Origin of the sequence: Pseudomonas sp. LTR0, from assembly GCF_036630035.1 — a bacterium.
GTDB classification, from domain to species: domain Bacteria; phylum Pseudomonadota; class Gammaproteobacteria; order Pseudomonadales; family Pseudomonadaceae; genus Aquipseudomonas; species Aquipseudomonas putida_Y.
The window spans coordinates 3,046,030-3,062,345 of sequence record NZ_CP123734.1 but is presented as its reverse complement, the minus strand read 5'-3'; the positions used below and the strand labels follow the sequence as shown (position 1 = coordinate 3,062,345).

General features: G+C 62.4%; 17 protein-coding genes. 8 read left to right on the top strand and 9 right to left on the bottom strand.

Translation table 11 applies throughout. The annotated features are described in order from the left end of the window. Nucleotides 1-106: 106 nt before the first annotated feature. Nucleotides 107-346: a DUF3203 family protein gene (locus QCL51_RS14215; protein WP_021785646.1), complete on the bottom strand. Its 240-nt coding sequence runs from the start codon at nucleotides 344-346 to the stop codon at nucleotides 107-109. A gap of 136 nt (nucleotides 347-482) precedes the next feature. On the opposite strand from QCL51_RS14215, the gene QCL51_RS14210 reads away from it, so the two are divergent. Next, complete coding sequence (locus tag QCL51_RS14210) at nucleotides 483-1,001, top strand: MgtC/SapB family protein (RefSeq protein WP_021785645.1); 519 nt, start codon at nucleotides 483-485, stop codon at nucleotides 999-1,001. 532 nt (nucleotides 1,002-1,533) lie between these two features. Here the strand turns inward: QCL51_RS14210 and QCL51_RS14205 are convergent. From QCL51_RS14205 to QCL51_RS14195, 3 genes are all read right to left on the bottom strand, one after another. Continuing rightward, on the bottom strand, nucleotides 1,534-2,433 hold the full coding sequence (locus QCL51_RS14205; RefSeq protein WP_021785644.1) for a hydroxymethylglutaryl-CoA lyase: 900 nt from the start codon (nucleotides 2,431-2,433) through the stop codon (nucleotides 1,534-1,536). A gap of 19 nt (nucleotides 2,434-2,452) precedes the next feature. Then, entirely contained in the window at nucleotides 2,453-2,851 is a 399-nt protein-coding gene (locus QCL51_RS14200; RefSeq protein ID WP_003247847.1) for a MerR family DNA-binding transcriptional regulator, read from the bottom strand. A gap of 75 nt (nucleotides 2,852-2,926) precedes the next feature. Beyond that, nucleotides 2,927-3,805, bottom strand: coding sequence for a helix-turn-helix domain-containing protein (locus QCL51_RS14195; RefSeq protein WP_021785643.1), 879 nt, complete (start codon nucleotides 3,803-3,805; stop codon nucleotides 2,927-2,929). Nucleotides 3,806-3,977: 172 nt separating this feature from the next. Here QCL51_RS14195 and pobA point away from each other — a divergent pair, with 172 nt between their 5' ends. From pobA to QCL51_RS14180, 3 genes are all read left to right on the top strand, one after another. Further along, on the top strand, nucleotides 3,978-5,165 hold the full coding sequence (gene pobA / locus QCL51_RS14190) for a 4-hydroxybenzoate 3-monooxygenase (RefSeq protein WP_021785642.1): 1,188 nt from the start codon (nucleotides 3,978-3,980) through the stop codon (nucleotides 5,163-5,165). Between the two features lie 150 nt (nucleotides 5,166-5,315). Continuing rightward, the gene (gene ggt / locus QCL51_RS14185) at nucleotides 5,316-7,106 is read left to right on the top strand and encodes a gamma-glutamyltransferase (protein WP_338443527.1); all 1,791 of its coding nucleotides are present in this window, start codon (nucleotides 5,316-5,318) and stop codon (nucleotides 7,104-7,106) included. 44 nt (nucleotides 7,107-7,150) lie between these two features. Then, a complete protein-coding gene (locus tag QCL51_RS14180; RefSeq protein WP_021785640.1) occupies nucleotides 7,151-8,032 on the top strand; it encodes a LysR substrate-binding domain-containing protein in 882 nt (293 codons plus the stop codon). A 273-nt stretch (nucleotides 8,033-8,305) separates the two neighbouring features. Here the strand turns inward: QCL51_RS14180 and QCL51_RS14175 are convergent, their stop codons facing one another. From QCL51_RS14175 to QCL51_RS14160, 4 genes are all read right to left on the bottom strand, one after another. Beyond that, on the bottom strand, nucleotides 8,306-8,905 hold the full coding sequence (locus QCL51_RS14175; RefSeq protein ID WP_021785639.1) for an START domain-containing protein: 600 nt from the start codon (nucleotides 8,903-8,905) through the stop codon (nucleotides 8,306-8,308). A gap of 88 nt (nucleotides 8,906-8,993) precedes the next feature. Beyond that, a complete protein-coding gene (locus QCL51_RS14170; protein ID WP_003247865.1) occupies nucleotides 8,994-9,830 on the bottom strand; it encodes a bifunctional allantoicase/(S)-ureidoglycine aminohydrolase in 837 nt (278 codons plus the stop codon). Between the two features lie 106 nt (nucleotides 9,831-9,936). Beyond that, nucleotides 9,937-11,328: an LLM class flavin-dependent oxidoreductase gene (locus QCL51_RS14165; RefSeq protein WP_021785638.1), complete on the bottom strand. Its 1,392-nt coding sequence runs from the start codon at nucleotides 11,326-11,328 to the stop codon at nucleotides 9,937-9,939. A gap of 16 nt (nucleotides 11,329-11,344) precedes the next feature. Next, on the bottom strand, nucleotides 11,345-12,325 hold the full coding sequence (locus QCL51_RS14160) for an aliphatic sulfonate ABC transporter substrate-binding protein (protein WP_021785637.1): 981 nt from the start codon (nucleotides 12,323-12,325) through the stop codon (nucleotides 11,345-11,347). Nucleotides 12,326-12,584: 259 nt separating this feature from the next. Between QCL51_RS14160 and QCL51_RS14155 the strand changes: the two genes are divergently transcribed. Both QCL51_RS14155 and QCL51_RS14150 read left to right on the top strand, forming a co-directional pair. Beyond that, nucleotides 12,585-13,469 (top strand): hypothetical protein, encoded by an 885-nt coding sequence (locus tag QCL51_RS14155; protein WP_021785636.1) that lies wholly within the window; start codon nucleotides 12,585-12,587, stop codon nucleotides 13,467-13,469. Between the two features lie 148 nt (nucleotides 13,470-13,617). Then, the gene (locus tag QCL51_RS14150; RefSeq protein ID WP_003247872.1) at nucleotides 13,618-14,301 is read left to right on the top strand and encodes a TetR/AcrR family transcriptional regulator; all 684 of its coding nucleotides are present in this window, start codon (nucleotides 13,618-13,620) and stop codon (nucleotides 14,299-14,301) included. A gap of 38 nt (nucleotides 14,302-14,339) precedes the next feature. On the opposite strand, the gene QCL51_RS14145 is transcribed toward QCL51_RS14150, so the two are convergent. After that, the gene (locus QCL51_RS14145) at nucleotides 14,340-15,347 is read right to left on the bottom strand and encodes a GlxA family transcriptional regulator (protein WP_021785635.1); all 1,008 of its coding nucleotides are present in this window, start codon (nucleotides 15,345-15,347) and stop codon (nucleotides 14,340-14,342) included. A 161-nt stretch (nucleotides 15,348-15,508) separates the two neighbouring features. Here QCL51_RS14145 and QCL51_RS14140 point away from each other — a divergent pair, with 161 nt between their 5' ends. Both QCL51_RS14140 and QCL51_RS14135 read left to right on the top strand, forming a co-directional pair. Beyond that, nucleotides 15,509-15,979 carry a hypothetical protein gene (locus QCL51_RS14140; RefSeq protein WP_021785634.1) on the top strand — a complete coding sequence of 157 codons (471 nt, stop codon included), beginning with the start codon at nucleotides 15,509-15,511 and terminating at the stop codon, nucleotides 15,977-15,979. A gap of 103 nt (nucleotides 15,980-16,082) precedes the next feature. Then, nucleotides 16,083-16,295 (top strand): PLDc N-terminal domain-containing protein, encoded by a 213-nt coding sequence (locus QCL51_RS14135; RefSeq protein ID WP_003247877.1) that lies wholly within the window; start codon nucleotides 16,083-16,085, stop codon nucleotides 16,293-16,295. Nucleotides 16,296-16,316 lie beyond the last annotated feature (21 nt).

The window sequence follows — 16,316 nt, the reverse complement described above, 5'->3', positions numbered from 1 at the left end:
AGGCCTCGATCAGGCATGAGCACTATGGCGCTGAAGCTGTTATCAGCACAGGTTCAGATTTTACGATAAAAACCATATCAGATTTGCCGCATAGCCCCGCCAGGCCTCATATCACCGAGCCTGGCGCGCTGGCCTTCAGATGCCTGCGGCTATCCACCGCACCCGCCACGGTCAGTGTATCGGCTTCGGTTTCCGTGATCGGCACGCGTTGGCCGGCCAGAATGGCCACCGACATGCGCAACTGCTCGTCGGTGATGATCTCGATGTCCGGGCCTTCGCCCTCGATGCGCAAGCCTTCGCCAATCAGCGTGCAGCGGCGGGTGGTTTCGTCGATTTCAATGGGCATGGTGGGATCCTCCTGGGGTGGTTACAGGGTGGACCGCGGTCAGGGGCCAGTTGCTGCATCGGTAGGCTGAGCGGCACTTTGCACTGCGTGAAGAGGTCAACCCTGAAACCATATGCTCAGGCAGGGGAGCACCGCGATGGATGTCATCTGGCAAGCAATCCAGGCCGAATTCGCCGATGTCACCGATGAGCGCGAGGTCACGCAAATCCTTGTGCGCTTGCTGATGGCTGCTGTGCTTGGCGCAATACTGGGCTTCGAGCGTGAACACAGGGGCAAGTCTGCCGGGGTGCGTACCCACATGCTGGTCTCGCTGGGCGCTGCCCTGTTCATGCTGTCACCCAGCATGGCGGGGGCCGATGACCAGGCGCTAAGCCGGGTGATCCAAGGCATCGTTGCCGGTATCGGGTTTCTCGGTGCGGGTACCATTCTGAAGGGTAACGGCCAGAACACCAGCCATGTGAAGGGGCTGACGACCGCTGCCGGGCTATGGATGACGGCTGCCATCGGTATGGCGGCTGGCATGGGACGCGAAGCCACGGCGCTGATCAGCACGGTACTGGCCCTGCTGGTACTGGGCACGATGCCGTTGCTGGTGGAGAAGGTCGAAGGAAAGGATGAGGAGAAGCAGAAGGAGGAAGAGGGCAGGAAGCACTGAGGGGAGCCGAAGCTCCCCTCAAAGCGTTGTTGCCTGCTCTTTTTTTATTATTGGGACCGGCCTATTGTTGTTTTTGTCGGCTTGTCCTGGTGCTGCGGGCGACCCCCATGCGGGGTCAAGAGCAAACGTATTTTTTTGAGCGCTGACCTGCTGTCATCATCGCTGATCCGAACCTGGCTGCCGCTACCTTGAGGTAGTTTTATTGTTCTGTGCCAGACCGCGGGGCGAACCCCTGAAAAGCGTGTCGACTCCAAAAAAATCTGCTTGCTACGCCTCTGCCGTGTTGTTCTTGTTATGTCAGAGCCGTTACCTGTTGTTTTTATTGGGTATCGCGTTTTTTTTGTTGTTGTACCAGAGATATAGCAGGGTGCGTGCCAACTTTTGAAAACCCTTTAAAATCAATGAGTTAAGAATTTTTGTCGACACCGCCCAGCCTGAAATTCTGCCGATTTGTTTCCCTGTTACCCGATTTTTTGCTGTGAAATGTGCGGGAGGTAACACTTCACCCACACCAATGTGACACCCGTGTGACCTATTGAGCGCTGCAGGCCCGTGCTACCCGCGACCCGTTTTCGCGGCCCAGCACGCTGCTGATGCGCTGGCCGGCGGCTATCAGCCGGCCCAGGTCGATGCCGGTTTCAATGCCAAGCCCTTGCAGCAGGTACACGACGTCTTCACTGGCGATATTGCCGGTAGCACCCTTGGCGTAAGGGCAGCCGCCCAGCCCGGCTACCGAGCTGTCGAACACGCTGATGCCTTCAAGCAGGCTGGCATAGACGTTGGCCAGGGCCTGGCCGTAAGTGTCATGGAAGTGTCCGGCCAGCTGCTCGCGCGGTACCTGGGCCGACACCACCTCGAACAGGCGCCGGGTGTCGCCTGCGGTTCCGGTGCCGATGGTGTCACCCAGCGAGACCTCATAGCAGCCCATGTCGTGCAGGGCGCGGGCCACCGGGGCCACCTGCTCGGCGCTGACCTTGCCCTCATAAGGGCAGCCCAGCACGCAAGACACATACCCGCGCACGCGCACGCCGTGGCTGCGCGCAGCGTCCATGATGGGTTCGAAACGCTTGAGGCTTTCGCTGATCGAGCAATTGATGTTGCGCTGCGAAAACGCTTCGGAGGCGGCAGCGAAGACCGCCACTTCCTTCACCCCGGCAGCCAGGGCGTCCTCGAAACCACGCAGGTTCGGCGCCAGTGCGGCATACGTCACACCGGGGCGCTGCTGGATGCCGGCGAAAACCTCGGCAGAGCCGGCCATTTGTGGCACCCACTTGGGGGACACGAAACTGCCCACTTCTATATAGGCCAGGCCCGCTTCGGTGAGGTCGTTGACCAGGCGTACCTTGTCGGCGACGCTGATGGGCTGGGCTTCGTTCTGCAGGCCGTCGCGGGGGCCGACTTCGACCAGGCGGACGTGTTTGGGCAAGGACATGGCGGGTTTCCTGTGGCGTTCAGCGGTTGTCTTTGTTGTTCAGGGTGGCGGCCAGGGCTTGTTCGCAGCGCTCCTGGGCGGTGTCCAGTTCCAGTTGCATCTGGTGAATGTCCAGCATCTGCTGCTCCAGCTGGGCACGGCGCTCGGCGATTTTCGCCAGCATGCTGTTGAGCTGCTTGAGGTTGCCGCTGGTGGGGTCGTACAGTTCGATCAGCTCACGGCACTCGGCCAGGGAAAAGCCGATGCGCTTGCCGCGCAGGATGAGCTTCAGGCTGACCTTGTCGCGCGGTGAGTAGATACGTTCCAGGCCACGACGCTCAGGGCTGAGCAGTCCCTGTTCTTCATAGAAGCGTATTGCGCGGGTGGTGATGTCCAGCTCGCGGGACAGGTCGGAGATGCTGTAGGTCTGAGTGCTCATGCTCGGGCTCGACGTAGGGTATGCGGATATCCTGAGGGCAGGTTGACGTATACGTCAAGATGAGGCCGGCATGGATTATTCAGACAGCCCCGATCTGCGATACCCATTGGGTGTCTGCCCACTCAAGCGCTTGAACCACCGGGCGAAGTAGGTCGGGTCGGTAAACCCCAGGCTGTCCGACAACTGCCCGATGCTCATCCGCGTGTAGATCAGGTTGCGTCGCGCCTCCAGCAACAACCGCTGGTGCACCACCTGCAACGCAGTCTGGCCACTCAGCGTCCGGCACAGCTGGTTCAGCTGCAAGCTCGGAACATTCAGCCGCGCGGCATAATCTTCAACCGATAGATGCTCGCGGTAATGCGCTTCGACCAGGCGCAAGTACTGCCCCAGCAACAGCCGGTCACGTTCATCGCGGTTGCGCGGCGCCAGCCCTTGCTGCTGGCGGCGGCTGATCCACACCATCAGCGCGGTCACCAACGCTTCGAGCATCGCTGCGCGAGCCGGGGCATTGCCCTGGTACTCCTGCTGCAAGGTGTCGACCAGGCTGCGCAGGTGCACGCGGTCATGGCCCAGCGGGTAACACGCAGGTTGTGCCAGCACCGTCAGTGGCGCGCCCAGGCGCTGTTCCAGGTTCGCTACAAGGGCAGTACCAAAGGTCAGGACATAGCCCTGGATATCGGCGCTGAAGCGAAAACCATGCACGGTCATCGGCGGCACTACCTGGATCGCCGCTTCGCCGATGGCACTGCGCACCCCCTCGATCTCCACCTGAGCCTGGCCACGCTGTACATACAGCAGCTGGAACAGCTCGGCATGCTGGTGCGGCTTGATCTCCCAGTGATGCAGGCGGCTGCGCGCCGGGATTGATTCGCAGTGCAGCAGGTCGGTGCCGGGCCAGGCCTGATTTTCGCCGTACAGCTTGAACAACGGGACGCCGGGGAGGGTGGATTTCATCTGGGCTGACCTGTCCGTTAATCGAACGCTTTTCGTAAAAGTGCAGTTTTTTTATGGAATAGCACACTTAAGCGGCATTTTTTGCCATTAAAAATGCAATGGCAAACCCTAACAGCAGATGCCGCCCCGCTGCCAGTTCCGGGCCGGTATCGTCCGAACAGAGACAACAACAATGAAAACTCAGGTTGCAATTATTGGTGCAGGTCCGTCTGGCCTGCTGCTGGGCCAGCTGCTGCACAAGGCCGGTATCGATAACGTCATCGTCGAACGCCAGACCCCAGAATATGTACTGGGCCGCATTCGTGCCGGGGTGCTGGAGCAAGGTACGGTCGACCTGCTGCGTGAGGCCGGCGTGGCCGAGCGCATGGACCGTGAAGGCCTGGTGCACGAGGGTGTCGAACTGCTGGTTGGCGGGCGCCGTCAACGTCTGGATCTCAAGGCCCTGACCGGGGGCAAGACGGTGATGGTGTACGGCCAGACCGAAGTCACCCGTGACCTGATGCAGGCCCGTGAAGCCAGTGGTGCGCCGATCATTTATTCCGCCAGCAATGTCCAGCCGCATGAACTGAAAGGCCAGAAGCCCTACCTGACGTTCGAAAAGGATGGCCGGGTGCAGCGGGTTGACTGCGACTATATCGCCGGCTGCGACGGCTTCCACGGCATCTCGCGGCAGAGCATCCCGGAGGGCGTGCTGAAACAGTATGAGCGGGTTTACCCGTTTGGCTGGTTGGGCCTGCTGTCGGACACGCCACCGGTCAATCACGAGCTGATCTACGCCCACCATGAGCGCGGTTTTGCGTTGTGTAGCCAACGCTCGCAAACGCGCAGCCGCTACTACCTGCAGGTACCTTTGCAGGACCGGGTTGAGGAATGGTCTGACGAGCGTTTCTGGGACGAACTTAAAGCCCGTTTGCCCGCCGACGTGGCGGCTGACCTGGTTACCGGCCCAGCCCTGGAAAAAAGTATTGCGCCGCTGCGCAGCCTGGTGGTCGAACCCATGCAGTATGGTCACCTGTTCCTGGTGGGTGACGCTGCGCACATCGTCCCCCCTACCGGTGCCAAAGGCCTTAACCTGGCGGCCTCGGACGTCAACTACCTGTACCGTATTCTGGTCAAGGTGTACCACGAAGGGCGCGTCGACCTGCTGGCGCAATACTCGCCGCTGGCACTGCGCCGCGTGTGGAAGGGCGAGCGCTTCAGCTGGTTCATGACCCAACTGCTGCATGACTTCGGTAGCCACAAGGACGCCTGGGACCAGAAGATGCAGGAAGCTGACCGCGAGTACTTCCTGAGCTCGCCGGCGGGGCTGGTGAACATTGCCGAGAACTATGTGGGGCTGCCGTTCGAAGAAGTGACCTGATCTGTCATTGCGCAAACCTGGCACTCACGCAGAGAGCAAAGGCTGTATTGGTCAGCGAATGGCTTGCCGGTAATTGCACCAAGGCTTGAAGTCGAGACTGCCTATGACCGACAGTACTTCGCTGAATAGGTGAAGGCAGGACGCTTGACGATGAAATATCCCACCCCGCTGATCTGCGTTCTGTGCCTGCTGGCTGCCAGTGACTGGGCCGGGGCCGACCAGGTATTGCCCGCACCACCGGAACTGGCCTCTGGCTACCGTAGCGGTTTGCAGCCGGTGCACGCCAGCCGGCACATGGTCGCCGCAGCCAACCCGCTGGCCAGTGAAGCGGGGCGGGCGATGCTGCGTGCCGGCGGCAGTGCGATTGACGCCGCCATCGCCATGCAAATGGTGCTGACACTGGTCGAGCCGCAGTCCAGTGGGATCGGTGGCGGGGCGTTCATCCTGTACTGGGATGGCAAGCGCGTGCAGGCATTCGACGGGCGGGAGGCAGCACCTGCGGCGGTGACGGAAAACCTGTTCCTGCAAGCCGATGGCACACCCATGCCGTTCCGGGTGGCGCAGATCGGAGGGCGTTCGGTGGGCGTGCCCGGGGTGCTGCGTGCCCTGAAACAGGTCCACGAGCAGCATGGCAAGTTGCCCTGGCACGCCCTGTTCACCCCGGCCATCGCCCTGGCACGCAACGGCTTCGCGGTTTCCGAGCGCCTGCACACGCTACTGGCCGGGGACCCCTACATTGCCCGCTCGCCCGCCATGGCCCGTTACTTCCTCGATGAACAGGGCAAGCCGCTGGCGGTGGGAACGATCCTGCGCAACCCTGAGTTGGCTCATACCTTCGAGCAGATCGCCGCACAGGGGCCCGAGGTGTTCTACAGCGGTGAAATTGCCGAAGCCATCGTCGCCAAGGTGCGTAGCCACGCCAATGCCGGTTATCTGTCGTTGCAGGACTTGCAGCGGTACCAGGCCAAGGAGCGCGAGCCGTTGTGCGGTCCCTACAAGGCCTGGCAGATCTGCGGCATGCCGCCACCTTCATCGGGTGGGGTGACCGTCCTGCAAACCTTGGGCCTGCTCGAAGCCGTGCAGCGCACCGCGCCGCAACGCGACCTGGCAGCGCTGCGACCGCTGGCCACTTCGTCCCCGGCCCGCCTGGAAGCCCCGCCCTTGGCCGTGCACCTGATCGCCGAGGCCGAGCGCCTGGCCTACGCCGACCGCGCTCAGTACCTGGCCGACAGCGACTACGTGCCCGTCCCGGTCAAGGCCCTGACCGACTCTGCTTATCTGGCCAGCCGCGCGGCGCTGATCGGCGAGCACAGCATGAAGCGCGCCCGTCCGGGCCACCCGCAAGGAGCGGACCTGGCACTTGCGCCCGACCGCTCGCCACTGCGTATCTCCACCTCTCACCTCAGTGCGGTGGATGACAGCGGCCAGGCCCTGGCCATGACCACCTCGGTGGAGGCCGCATTTGGCTCGCACCTGATGGTCAAGGGCTTCCTGCTCAACAATCAGCTGACCGACTTCTCGTTCATCCCCCACGAGCACGGCAAGCCTGTGGCCAATCGGGTGCAGCCGGGCAAACGGCCGCTGTCGGCCATGGCGCCGACATTGGTGTTCTCGCGTGCCACGGGCGAGTTTGTCGCGAGCCTAGGTTCGCCGGGTGGTTCGCAGATCATCGGTTACGTGAACAAGGCACTGGTCGGCCTGCTGGATTGGCAGCTCGACCCGCAACAGGCCGCTGGCCTGCCCAACTTCGGCAGTCGCAATGCCGGCACCGAAGTGGAAGCAGGGCTGAGCAGCCCGGCGCTGATCCGCCAGTTGGCAGCCTGGGGCCATGAGGTGACGCCGATGACCATGACCAGCGGCATGCAGATCATCCAGCGCAGCGGCGAGGGTTGGTCAGGCGGTGCCGATCCTCGGCGGGAAGGAGTGGCCCTCGGTGACTAGCCGTGATAGAACGCAGACTTGCCATTCATTAGTTGAATATCCAGATGTCCATCAGCGTGAAATCGAATAGAGCCTTGTTCGACCTCGATCTGCTGCGCGCTATTGTCGTAGTAGCCGACTGCGGCAGCTTCACTACCGCTGCTGCGCGTTTGCATTCGACCCAGTCGACGATCAGCCAGAAGGTACGCCGCCTGGAAGACATGGTCGGCCACCGCCTGTTGGTGCGGGGCAACCGTGATGTGCTGCCGACCGACGCCGGGCAGACCTTGCTCGGCTATGCCCGACACATGCTTGCCCTGAACGATCAGATGCTTGAAGCCCTGGCCGGGGCGATGGTAGGCACCACGGTACGGCTTGGCGTGCCCGAGGACTTCGTTGGCGGGCGTACCACCAATGCGCTGTCGGCATTCAGCCGGCTGCACCCACAGGTGAAGCTCGAAGTGACCAGCGGCTTGTGCCGCGACCTGAGCCAGGCCTACGACAATGGCGAGCTTGACCTGGTGCTGCTCAAGCAACGACGCAACAGCCGTGAGGGCGTGGCCTGTTGGCCAGAGCGTCTGCAGTGGATCGACAGCGCGCGCACGCCTGCCTTCGAGTTGGACCCGATCCCGTTGGTCACCTTTCCGCCACGTGGCCTGTATCGCGAGGACATGATCAACGCCATCGAAGGCATGGGCCGGCGCTGGCGCATCAGCTTTACCAGTTCCAGCCTCAGTGGCATCCAGGCCGCGGTCGCCGATGGCATGGGTATCAGCCTGCTGCCGCCAAGGGCGGCCACCGGCGAGCACAGGGTGTTGGGGGCCGGGCAAGGGCTGCCGGAGGTCGACAGTTATGAGATCGTCATCGTGCACCGGCCGACCGCGGATGTGATGGTCAAGGCGTTGGCTGAGGTGATGGCGCAGTTGTTGGCGGGCGGTGGGATCTGATGATCTGTGGAAGATGCTCTTGCACAGCACTCAAAGCCAGCACGATCATTGTGAGGTTGTCCGGCGAATACAGGTGAAGCCCTTTGCCTTCCATCGCGCAGCCTGCATCGCGGGCAAGCCCGCTCCCACACCCGTCACGCTCCCTGTTCGCCGGACCTGATTCAAGGTCACGATCCTTGCGCACATCCCGCGTTTTTTATTTTCTGTAGTACGTACCGTGGTACGGCGTGATCTTCCAGAGCGAAGCCCGGCGGATGGCGGCGACCAGCATACTCAAGGTTGGCGCTCAGCCACCGCTCGCAAGGTACGCAGCGTCACCACCGCTATATCCACCATTAGCCGGTTGGCCAGCCAGCTCGGCACATCCCCGGCAGGGGCGGCCTGCAACTGGTAGGTCACCTCGGTCACCCGCTCACCCAGCGGCTTCATCCGCCACTTGCCACTCAGGTGCCGTACCCGGATCAGTCCGTCAACCTTGGGGATTCTGTCGGGCTCGGCGCTCAGGTGGCGCACCAGGGTACCGTCGGCCAGGCGTTCGCTGGTCACTTTCAGCACCATGTCTCGCGGCCTCGTCGGCCATGGTGGGTTGGTGGTCAGGTATACCCAGGTGCTATCACCTTCCACATCCAGCAGCCGCAGCTGGTCACAGGCGTACAGCCACTTGCAGGCTACGCGCAGGTTATCCTGCAGGTCAGTAAGCGTGCGCACGCTGGCTTTCATGGTGCTGACACCACGAAACTGCGGGTAGGGCGAGGCGCTTGGGTCTTTCAGGTACACGCGAATGCCTTCGCGGTCGTAGGCGAGTTTCCAGCCATCGGTGGCCAGGGCAGAGGTGCACAGCAGCAAGGTCACGATCAGCAGGTAGCGGTTCATGGCCGTACCCTGCAGGGGTGGGTGTTTCAGTATGCGCGGCAAACAGAAAGCCCGCCAGGTTGGCGGGCTTGCGGGCATCAGCCTGGGCTTAGCGTTTAGGGTTCAGCGTCAGGTGTACGTGACGGTTCACGTCCTTGTACAGCAGGTAGCTGAAGTTGCCTGGGCCGCCAGCGTAGCAGGCTTGCGGGCAGAAGGCGCGCAGCCACATGAAGTCGCCGGCTTCCACTTCGACCCAGTCCTGGTTCAGACGGTACACTGCCTTGCCTTCCAGCACGTACAGGCCGTGTTCCATCACGTGGGTTTCTGCGAACGGAATCACACCGCCTGGCTGGAAGGTGACGATGTTCACGTGCATGTCGTGGCGCATGTCGGCCATGTCGACAAAGCGGGTGGTTTTCCAGCGGCCTTCGGTGCCCGGCATTTCGATGACGGTGGCGTTGTCGCGGTGGGTGACGAAGGATTCCGGTACATCCAGGCCTTCAACCTTCTGGTAGTGCTTGCGCAGCCAGTGGAAGGTGACGTTGGACTTGCTGTTGTTACGCAGGCTCCACTCGGCGCCCGGGGCCAGGAAGGCGTAGCCGCCAGGTACCAGGGTGTGGTGCTTGCCTTCGACGGTGATGTCCAGTTCGCCTTCGACGATGAACACCACGGCTTCCGCATCAGCGTCCAGCTCAGGGCGCTCGCTGCCGCCTTCCGGGGCCAGTTCGACGATGTACTGGGAGAAGGTTTCGGCAAAACCGGTCAGCGGGCGGGCGATGACCCACATGCGCATCTTGTCCCAAAAGGGCAGGTGGCTGGTGACGATGTCACGCATCACGCCTTTAGGGATGACGGCATAGGCTTCGGTGAACATGGCACGGTCAGTCAGCAGCTCGGTTTGAGCCGGGTGCCCACCGTGTGGGGCGAAGTACGAATGGTTCGACATGGACGATCTCGACTTGTTGTTCTCTCCCCATGCCTTGAACCGCACCGGCCGGTGCGGCGCAGGGGATGTGGCCACAGAATAGGGTCGAGTGCGTGCCATCCACAAATTAAATGTTGGAATACCCGGTATTTGATCGCTGAATACTGACCTGACGCCCAACGTGCCGTTCGGGCAGCTGGCTACCGCGGCCGAACAGCTTGTGGCGCAGGGGACCCTCGATGTAGCTCAGCGGGTAGCGGCCACGCCGTTGCAGCTCGGGCACCAGCAGGTCGACTACATTGGCCAGGTCGTCCGGTTGCACGGCGTAGGTCAGGTTGAAACCGTCGATGCCGGTATGGTCCAGCCAGGTTTCCAGCTGGTCGGCCACTTCGCTGACAGTGCCGATCAGCACGGGGCCGCGGCCGCCCAGGCCAACGAATTCGGCGGCTTCGCGTACGGTCCAGCGGCGAGTTGGGTCGGCGGCGGTAAAGGCTGCGAGGGCGGCACGGCCAGCATCGTTCTCGACGTACTCGATCGGTGCATCGGGGTCGAGGCCGGCGAAGTCGATACCGGTCCAGCCTGACAGCAGCGCCAGGGCAGCGTCCAGGTCAACATAGCGGCGATAGTCGTTAAAGCGGGCCTCGGCCTCTTCCCGCGTGGGGGCGACGATCAACAGCGCCTGGGCGTAGATCAGCACTTCGTCACGGCCACGCCCGGCCGCTTCGCAGGCCTGGCGGATGCCGTCGGCGTAGCGGCGCAGCACCGGCGGCGTTGGCCCGCTGATGAACACGCATTCGGCATGCCGTGCGGCAAACTGCTGACCGCGTGCCGACGCACCGGCCTGGAACAACACCGGGGTGCGTTGCGGCGACGGCTGGCACAGGTGCATGCCGGGCACCTGGAAGTGCTCGCCCACATGGTTGATCGGGTGTACCCGCGAGGGTTCGATATAGCGCCCGCTTTCACGCTCCAGCAGCACGGCGTCGTCGTCCCAGCTTTTCTCCCACAGTTTGTACAGCACCTGCAGGTATTCCTCGGCCAGGTCGTAGCGTTGGTCGTGGCCCAGTTGATGCGCCAGGCCGAGGTTGCGCGCAGCGCTGTCCAGATACCCGGTGACGATGTTCCAGCCGACCCGGCCATTGCTCAGGTGGTCGAGCGTGGACATGCGCCGGGCGAAGGGGTAGGGGTGTTCGTAGGTCAGCGAAAAGGTGACACCAAAACCCAAGTGCTCGGTCACCCCGGCCATTGCCGGCACCAGCAGCAGCGGGTCATTGACCGGCACCTGCACGCCACCGCGCAGAGCGGCTTGCGGGCTGCCTTGATAGACGTCGTAGATACCCAGCACATCGGCGATGAACAGGGCGTCGAACAGGCCGCGTTCGAGCAGGCGGGCCAGGTCGGTCCAGTAGCTCAGGCGGTTGAACGCCATACTGGTGTTGCGCGGATGGCGCCACAGTCCAGGGGACTGGTGGCTGGCAGCGTTCATGCTGAAGGCGTTGAAGCGGATCGGGCGGGGCATGGTCAGCGCGCTCCGTTCAAGGCAACACGGAAGCCGGGTACACCGCTTCGGCCACCTGTAGCTTGCGTGGAATCAGGCCCAGGCCCTGGAAGGTGTCCGCCAGCTTCTGTTGTTCGGCAACGATCTGCGGGGTGATAGCGACGGCGTTGTAGTTGCGCCGTTCGCTGGCCACTTCCAGCACCTGGGTGCTGATCCCCAGCTGCGGTGCCAGCAGCGCGGCAACTTCGGCAGGCTTGGCGTTGGCCCACTGGCTGACCTTGCCTAGCTCGGCAAAGAAGGTTTTCAGCAGTGCACGGTGCTCGTCGGCATAGCGGGCTGTGGACAGGTAGAAGGTGCGGTTGTTGGACAGGCCGCTGCCGTCGCGCAGGTTTCTCAACCCTGGCTGGCTTTCTGCTGCGGCGAGGAACGGGTCCCAAAGGGTCACGGCCTGCACACTGCCCGATTGCAGGGCGGCCACGGCATCGGCGGCATTGTTGACGTAGGCGGGGGTAATGTCCTTGTAACTGAGGCCAGCCTGCTGCAGGGCTACGGCCAGCAGGTATTGGGCATTCCAGCCGCGGCCGGTGGCCACGCGCTTGCCTTTCAGGTCCTGCACACTGGCCAGGTGGTCTTGCTCGCGCACGACCAGGCCAATGCCGCGTGGGTAGGGTTGTTCGGCGGCCAGGTAGACCACAGGCTTGCCGGCGGCCTGGGCGAACACCGAGGGGGCATCGGCTGCGTGGCCGAGGTCGATGGCGCCGGTGCTCAGTGCCTCCAGTAGCTGGGGGCCGGCGGCGAACTCATGCCAGCTGACCTTCACACCTTGCGGTGCCAGGGCCTTCTCCAGGGCGCCGCTGCCTTTGAGGATGTTGATGCTGTTGAATTTCTGGTAGCCGATGCGCAGTGTCCTGGCGTCGTCGGCAATGGCTTCGGACCAGGGCAGCAGGGCGCTGGCGACGCTGGCCAGTAAACCGCCGATCAGCAGACGGCGTAGTGGGGAGAAGGCATGTTTGGGCATGGGCATTGCTCCTTGAATCGGGTGAGAGGCGATCTGCCCAGGCTAAGGAGGTGGCGTTTGGCTTTCAATTTATATATTCCAGTTTGTTAGATTTTTTAGTTATTTTTATATCCTTTTGTTTTTAGTAGCGGGGTGCCTATCGTTGTTGGAGGCGCCATCGGCTGAGATCGGCGGGTCCTGCAGCACCCGTTTGTGCAGCTTTCGACATTTTTTTCACATTCGCTTGCTAGGATCCGCAACGATTCCGAGGAGCCCCTTCATGCCGCACATCCTGCGCAAGCGCAGCGCCCGCATCGCCATGACTGCCACCTCCGGGCTGCTCGCGGCCACCTTGGGCTTCTTCGCGTGGCAGAGTTTCTACCCGGTCCAGGCCGCTACCGGCTGGGATGTTGAGGTGTTGCATCGCGGCGTAACCAAAGCCGCCTCGCTGTTACCGCAAGCGGATGGCAGCCTGCTGGTCAGCCGTGAACTGGATGACGGCCGGGGCAGCATCCTCAAGATCACGGCTACGGGCGAGCGCGTCGTGCTGATCGATAACCTGTCCAAGCCCGATGGTATGGTCGCGGCACAGGGCGGCTGGGTGTTCAGCCAGGAAGGTGGCCTGGCACCTGTCAGCCTGTCCCTCGATGGCCAGGTCACCCGGCTGTTCGACGGCGAGAGCGTGCAAGGCCTCTGGAACGAAGGCAACTATCTTTATGCCATCGAAGACCGCAAGGGCAATGGTCGCCTGATGCGCTATGACTGGAGCAGCGGTCAGCTGGATGTACTGCGGTCCGGCCTGACCGAAACCGAAGGCCTGACCCGCTGCAGCGACGGCCGCCTGCTGTACACCGAAAAGGCCAATGGCAGGGTCCGCTCCCTGTCCGACGATGGCAGCGACCCGGTGGTGATCGACGGTCTGCGTAACCCTACGTTCTTGTATTGTGATCAACGTGGCCTATGGATCAGCGAGGACAACACACACCGTGCGCGCCTGCTGCGCATCGATGCCGATGGTAGCCAGCAAACGGTGCTGACTTTCCTCAAGGCTCCCCAGGCGATCATCGCCGATGGTATCGGGGGTTATCTGCTCGCTGAAGGTGGGCGTAACCGCGTGCTGCGCCTGACGCCCGCGCCGGCGCCCGCGACTGCCCAGCGTAACTGACTGTGCGCCTGGCTGATGATCAGTGCCCGCAGGCTGACCGCGCTGCTCGAGCCCAAGGCATCATGGCTACCCGACCAACAGCGTGCTTCCCTGCATGGTCGCGCTAACGGATAATCCCGGCATTCCAATAAACAGCCTGTGAGTGGGTATGAGTGATTCCGTAGTCGGCCTCGGCCAGCCTGAAACCGAAGGGGTGCGCAAAACGCGCAAGAACAACCCTGAGAAAACACGCGAGGACATCCTCCAGGCCGCCATCAACGAGTTCGTTCAGCAAGGGCTGGCCGGCGCCCGCGTCGACGCCATTGCCGAACGCACCGCCACTTCCAAGCGCATGATCTACTACTACTTCGGCAGCAAAGAGCAGCTGTATTGCGAGTGCCTGGTGAAGTTGTACGGGGATATCCGCAAGACCGAGCAGAGCCTGGACCTGGAGTCGTTGCCGGCTGAGCAGGCGATTCGTCGGCTGGTGGAGTTCACCTTCGATCACCACGACCGCAACGTCGATTTCGTGCGCATCATCTGCACCGAAAACATCCACTATGGCGAGTACGTCAAGCAGTCACCGGCCATTCGCGAAATGAGCAGCCTGGTGTTGGAGGCCTTGGGCAACACCCTGCGTCGCGGCGTGCAGGAAGGCGTGTTCCGCGCCGGCATCGAGGTCATCGACCTGCACATGCTGATGAGCTCGTTCTGCTTCTACCGGGTGTCGAACCGCCATACCTTTGGCGAGATCTTCCAGATCGACCTGTCTGATGAGCAGGTAAAGCTGCGCCACAAAGCCATGATCTGTGATGCGGTGTTGCGGTATATCCAGCTCGAACCTCGTACGTGAGACTGCTCGAGCGCCTAGGCTGACTCAAAGAGCCTCGGTCACTCGCCCAGCCGTTGCTCGCGCGACGGCGGGTAGCCGAAATACGCCGCATAGCACTTGCTGAAGTGCGACACCGAGACAAACCCGCAGGCCACTGCCACTTCCATCACCGACAGGTCGGAATACTGCAGCAGCCGGCGGCTCTTGGTGATGCGCAGCTCCATGTAATAGCGCCGTGGCGACGTGCCCAGCTGGGCCTGGAACAGGCGGTCGATCTGCCGGCGCGAGCGCCCGCTGTAGGCGGCCAACTGGTCGAGGCTGAGGGTTTCCTCCAGGTTGTTTTCCATCAGCTCGACAATGGTGCGCAGGTGCAGGCTCATGGACTTCTTCGCCCCAGGACCCACCTGGCGGTAGCGCGCACCGGAAAATGACAGGATTTCCTCGACCCCTTCGGCCAGGCCATCACCATACAGCCGGCGCACCAGGCCCAGCATCAGCTCCATGGCGCCATTGGGGCTGGCGGCGCTGAGGCGGTCACGGTCGAGGGTAAAGCTGGCCGGGGTGATGCGGGTTTGCGGGCTGCGCTCGGACAGGCTGGCGCGTTGCTCGGGGTGGATGCTGCAACCGTAGTCGTCCAGTACCCCGGCGCGGCCAAGGAACCAGGCGCCGTTCCACAAGCCGCCCAAGGCCATGCCGTGGGCCGCGCAATCGTCCAGCAGGCGATCGAGTTCCGGGTACTTCAGTGGTGTGCGCAAGCCGCCACAGACCACCAACAGGTCCAGCTCCTTCAGCGCCGCGGCGGACAGCTCGGTGGCTACCAGTTCCAGCCCCAGGTCGCTGAGCACCCGGTCGCCGTCCAGCGACAGCGGAGTGAACTGGAAGCTGTCGGCACGCAGCAGGTTTGCCGTGACCAGCACGTCCATGGCCACGGTGAAACTGGCCATCGAGAAGTGTTCGAGCAGGATAAAGTCGACCCGATAGGGCGCCTGGATATTGGCGCTGCTTGTTTTCAGCCGTAGCATGTTGCTGGTGCTGGTTTTTTTGCTGAACTGGCGTGGCGTGGGCACTCTGGACTCCGCTTCCTGGCTGGCCCGCAGAGTGTGGACGGTGCCCGGGGGAAAGACAATCTCCCTGGTGGCGGTGTCGTATTACAGGTCGTGTTCAGGCAACCTGCCTGTCCTGGTGCTTTGTCGCTATGCTGACATTCCCGTCATTGAGGATGCCCCTGATGAAATATGCCGCTGTAGTGTTGCTCAGCCTGTTGCCGTTGCTGGCCAACGCCCTGGAGCAGGGCGACAAGCTCGCCCCGTTCACGCTGCTCGACCAGTACGACCAGGCCTACAGCCTGGATGCCGACACGCAGATTCTGCTGGTGGCACGCGATATGGACGGTGCCAAGCTGGTCAAGGCGGCACTGGCCGAGGAGCCCAAGGGCTACCTGGAAGCACGTAGCGCCGTATTTGTGGCCGACATCCAGCGCATGCCTGCACTGATCAGCAAACTGTTTGCTGTCCCGGCCATGCGCGAATACAGCTACCGGGTGCTGCTCGACCGAGAAGGGCGAGTGGCCAGCCGTTACCCCGGACAGGATGGCCAGGTGCAGTGGTTGCAACTGCAGCAGGGCGTGCTGGTCAGCCAGCGGGCGTTTACCGATGCAGCGGCGTTGAAGGCTGCACTGGAGAACGCACCACGGCAATGAGGCCCTATCGCCGCGCCTGCAAAGAGGTGTGGCGAGTTAAATCAATCTGAACCCTCAGCGCTTGCAGCAACCCAACCCATTACATGCCATTGGGAGAGCGCTCATGGAAATCGGTACAATCTGGATCATCATTGCGGCCCTGGTCATTCTGCTGGAGATCTGGGCCATCTGGCACATCATCGGCAGTGAACGGCGCGCCGAGCGCAAGATGCTGTGGATCGTCTTCGTGGTCTACGCACCATTCCCCGGTTTGCTGTTCTGGGCCTGGCGCGGGCCGCGGGCGGTGAAGGGCAGGGCGGTGCTGCAGGAGAAATGAGGTTTGCGGCCTCAGGCGCGG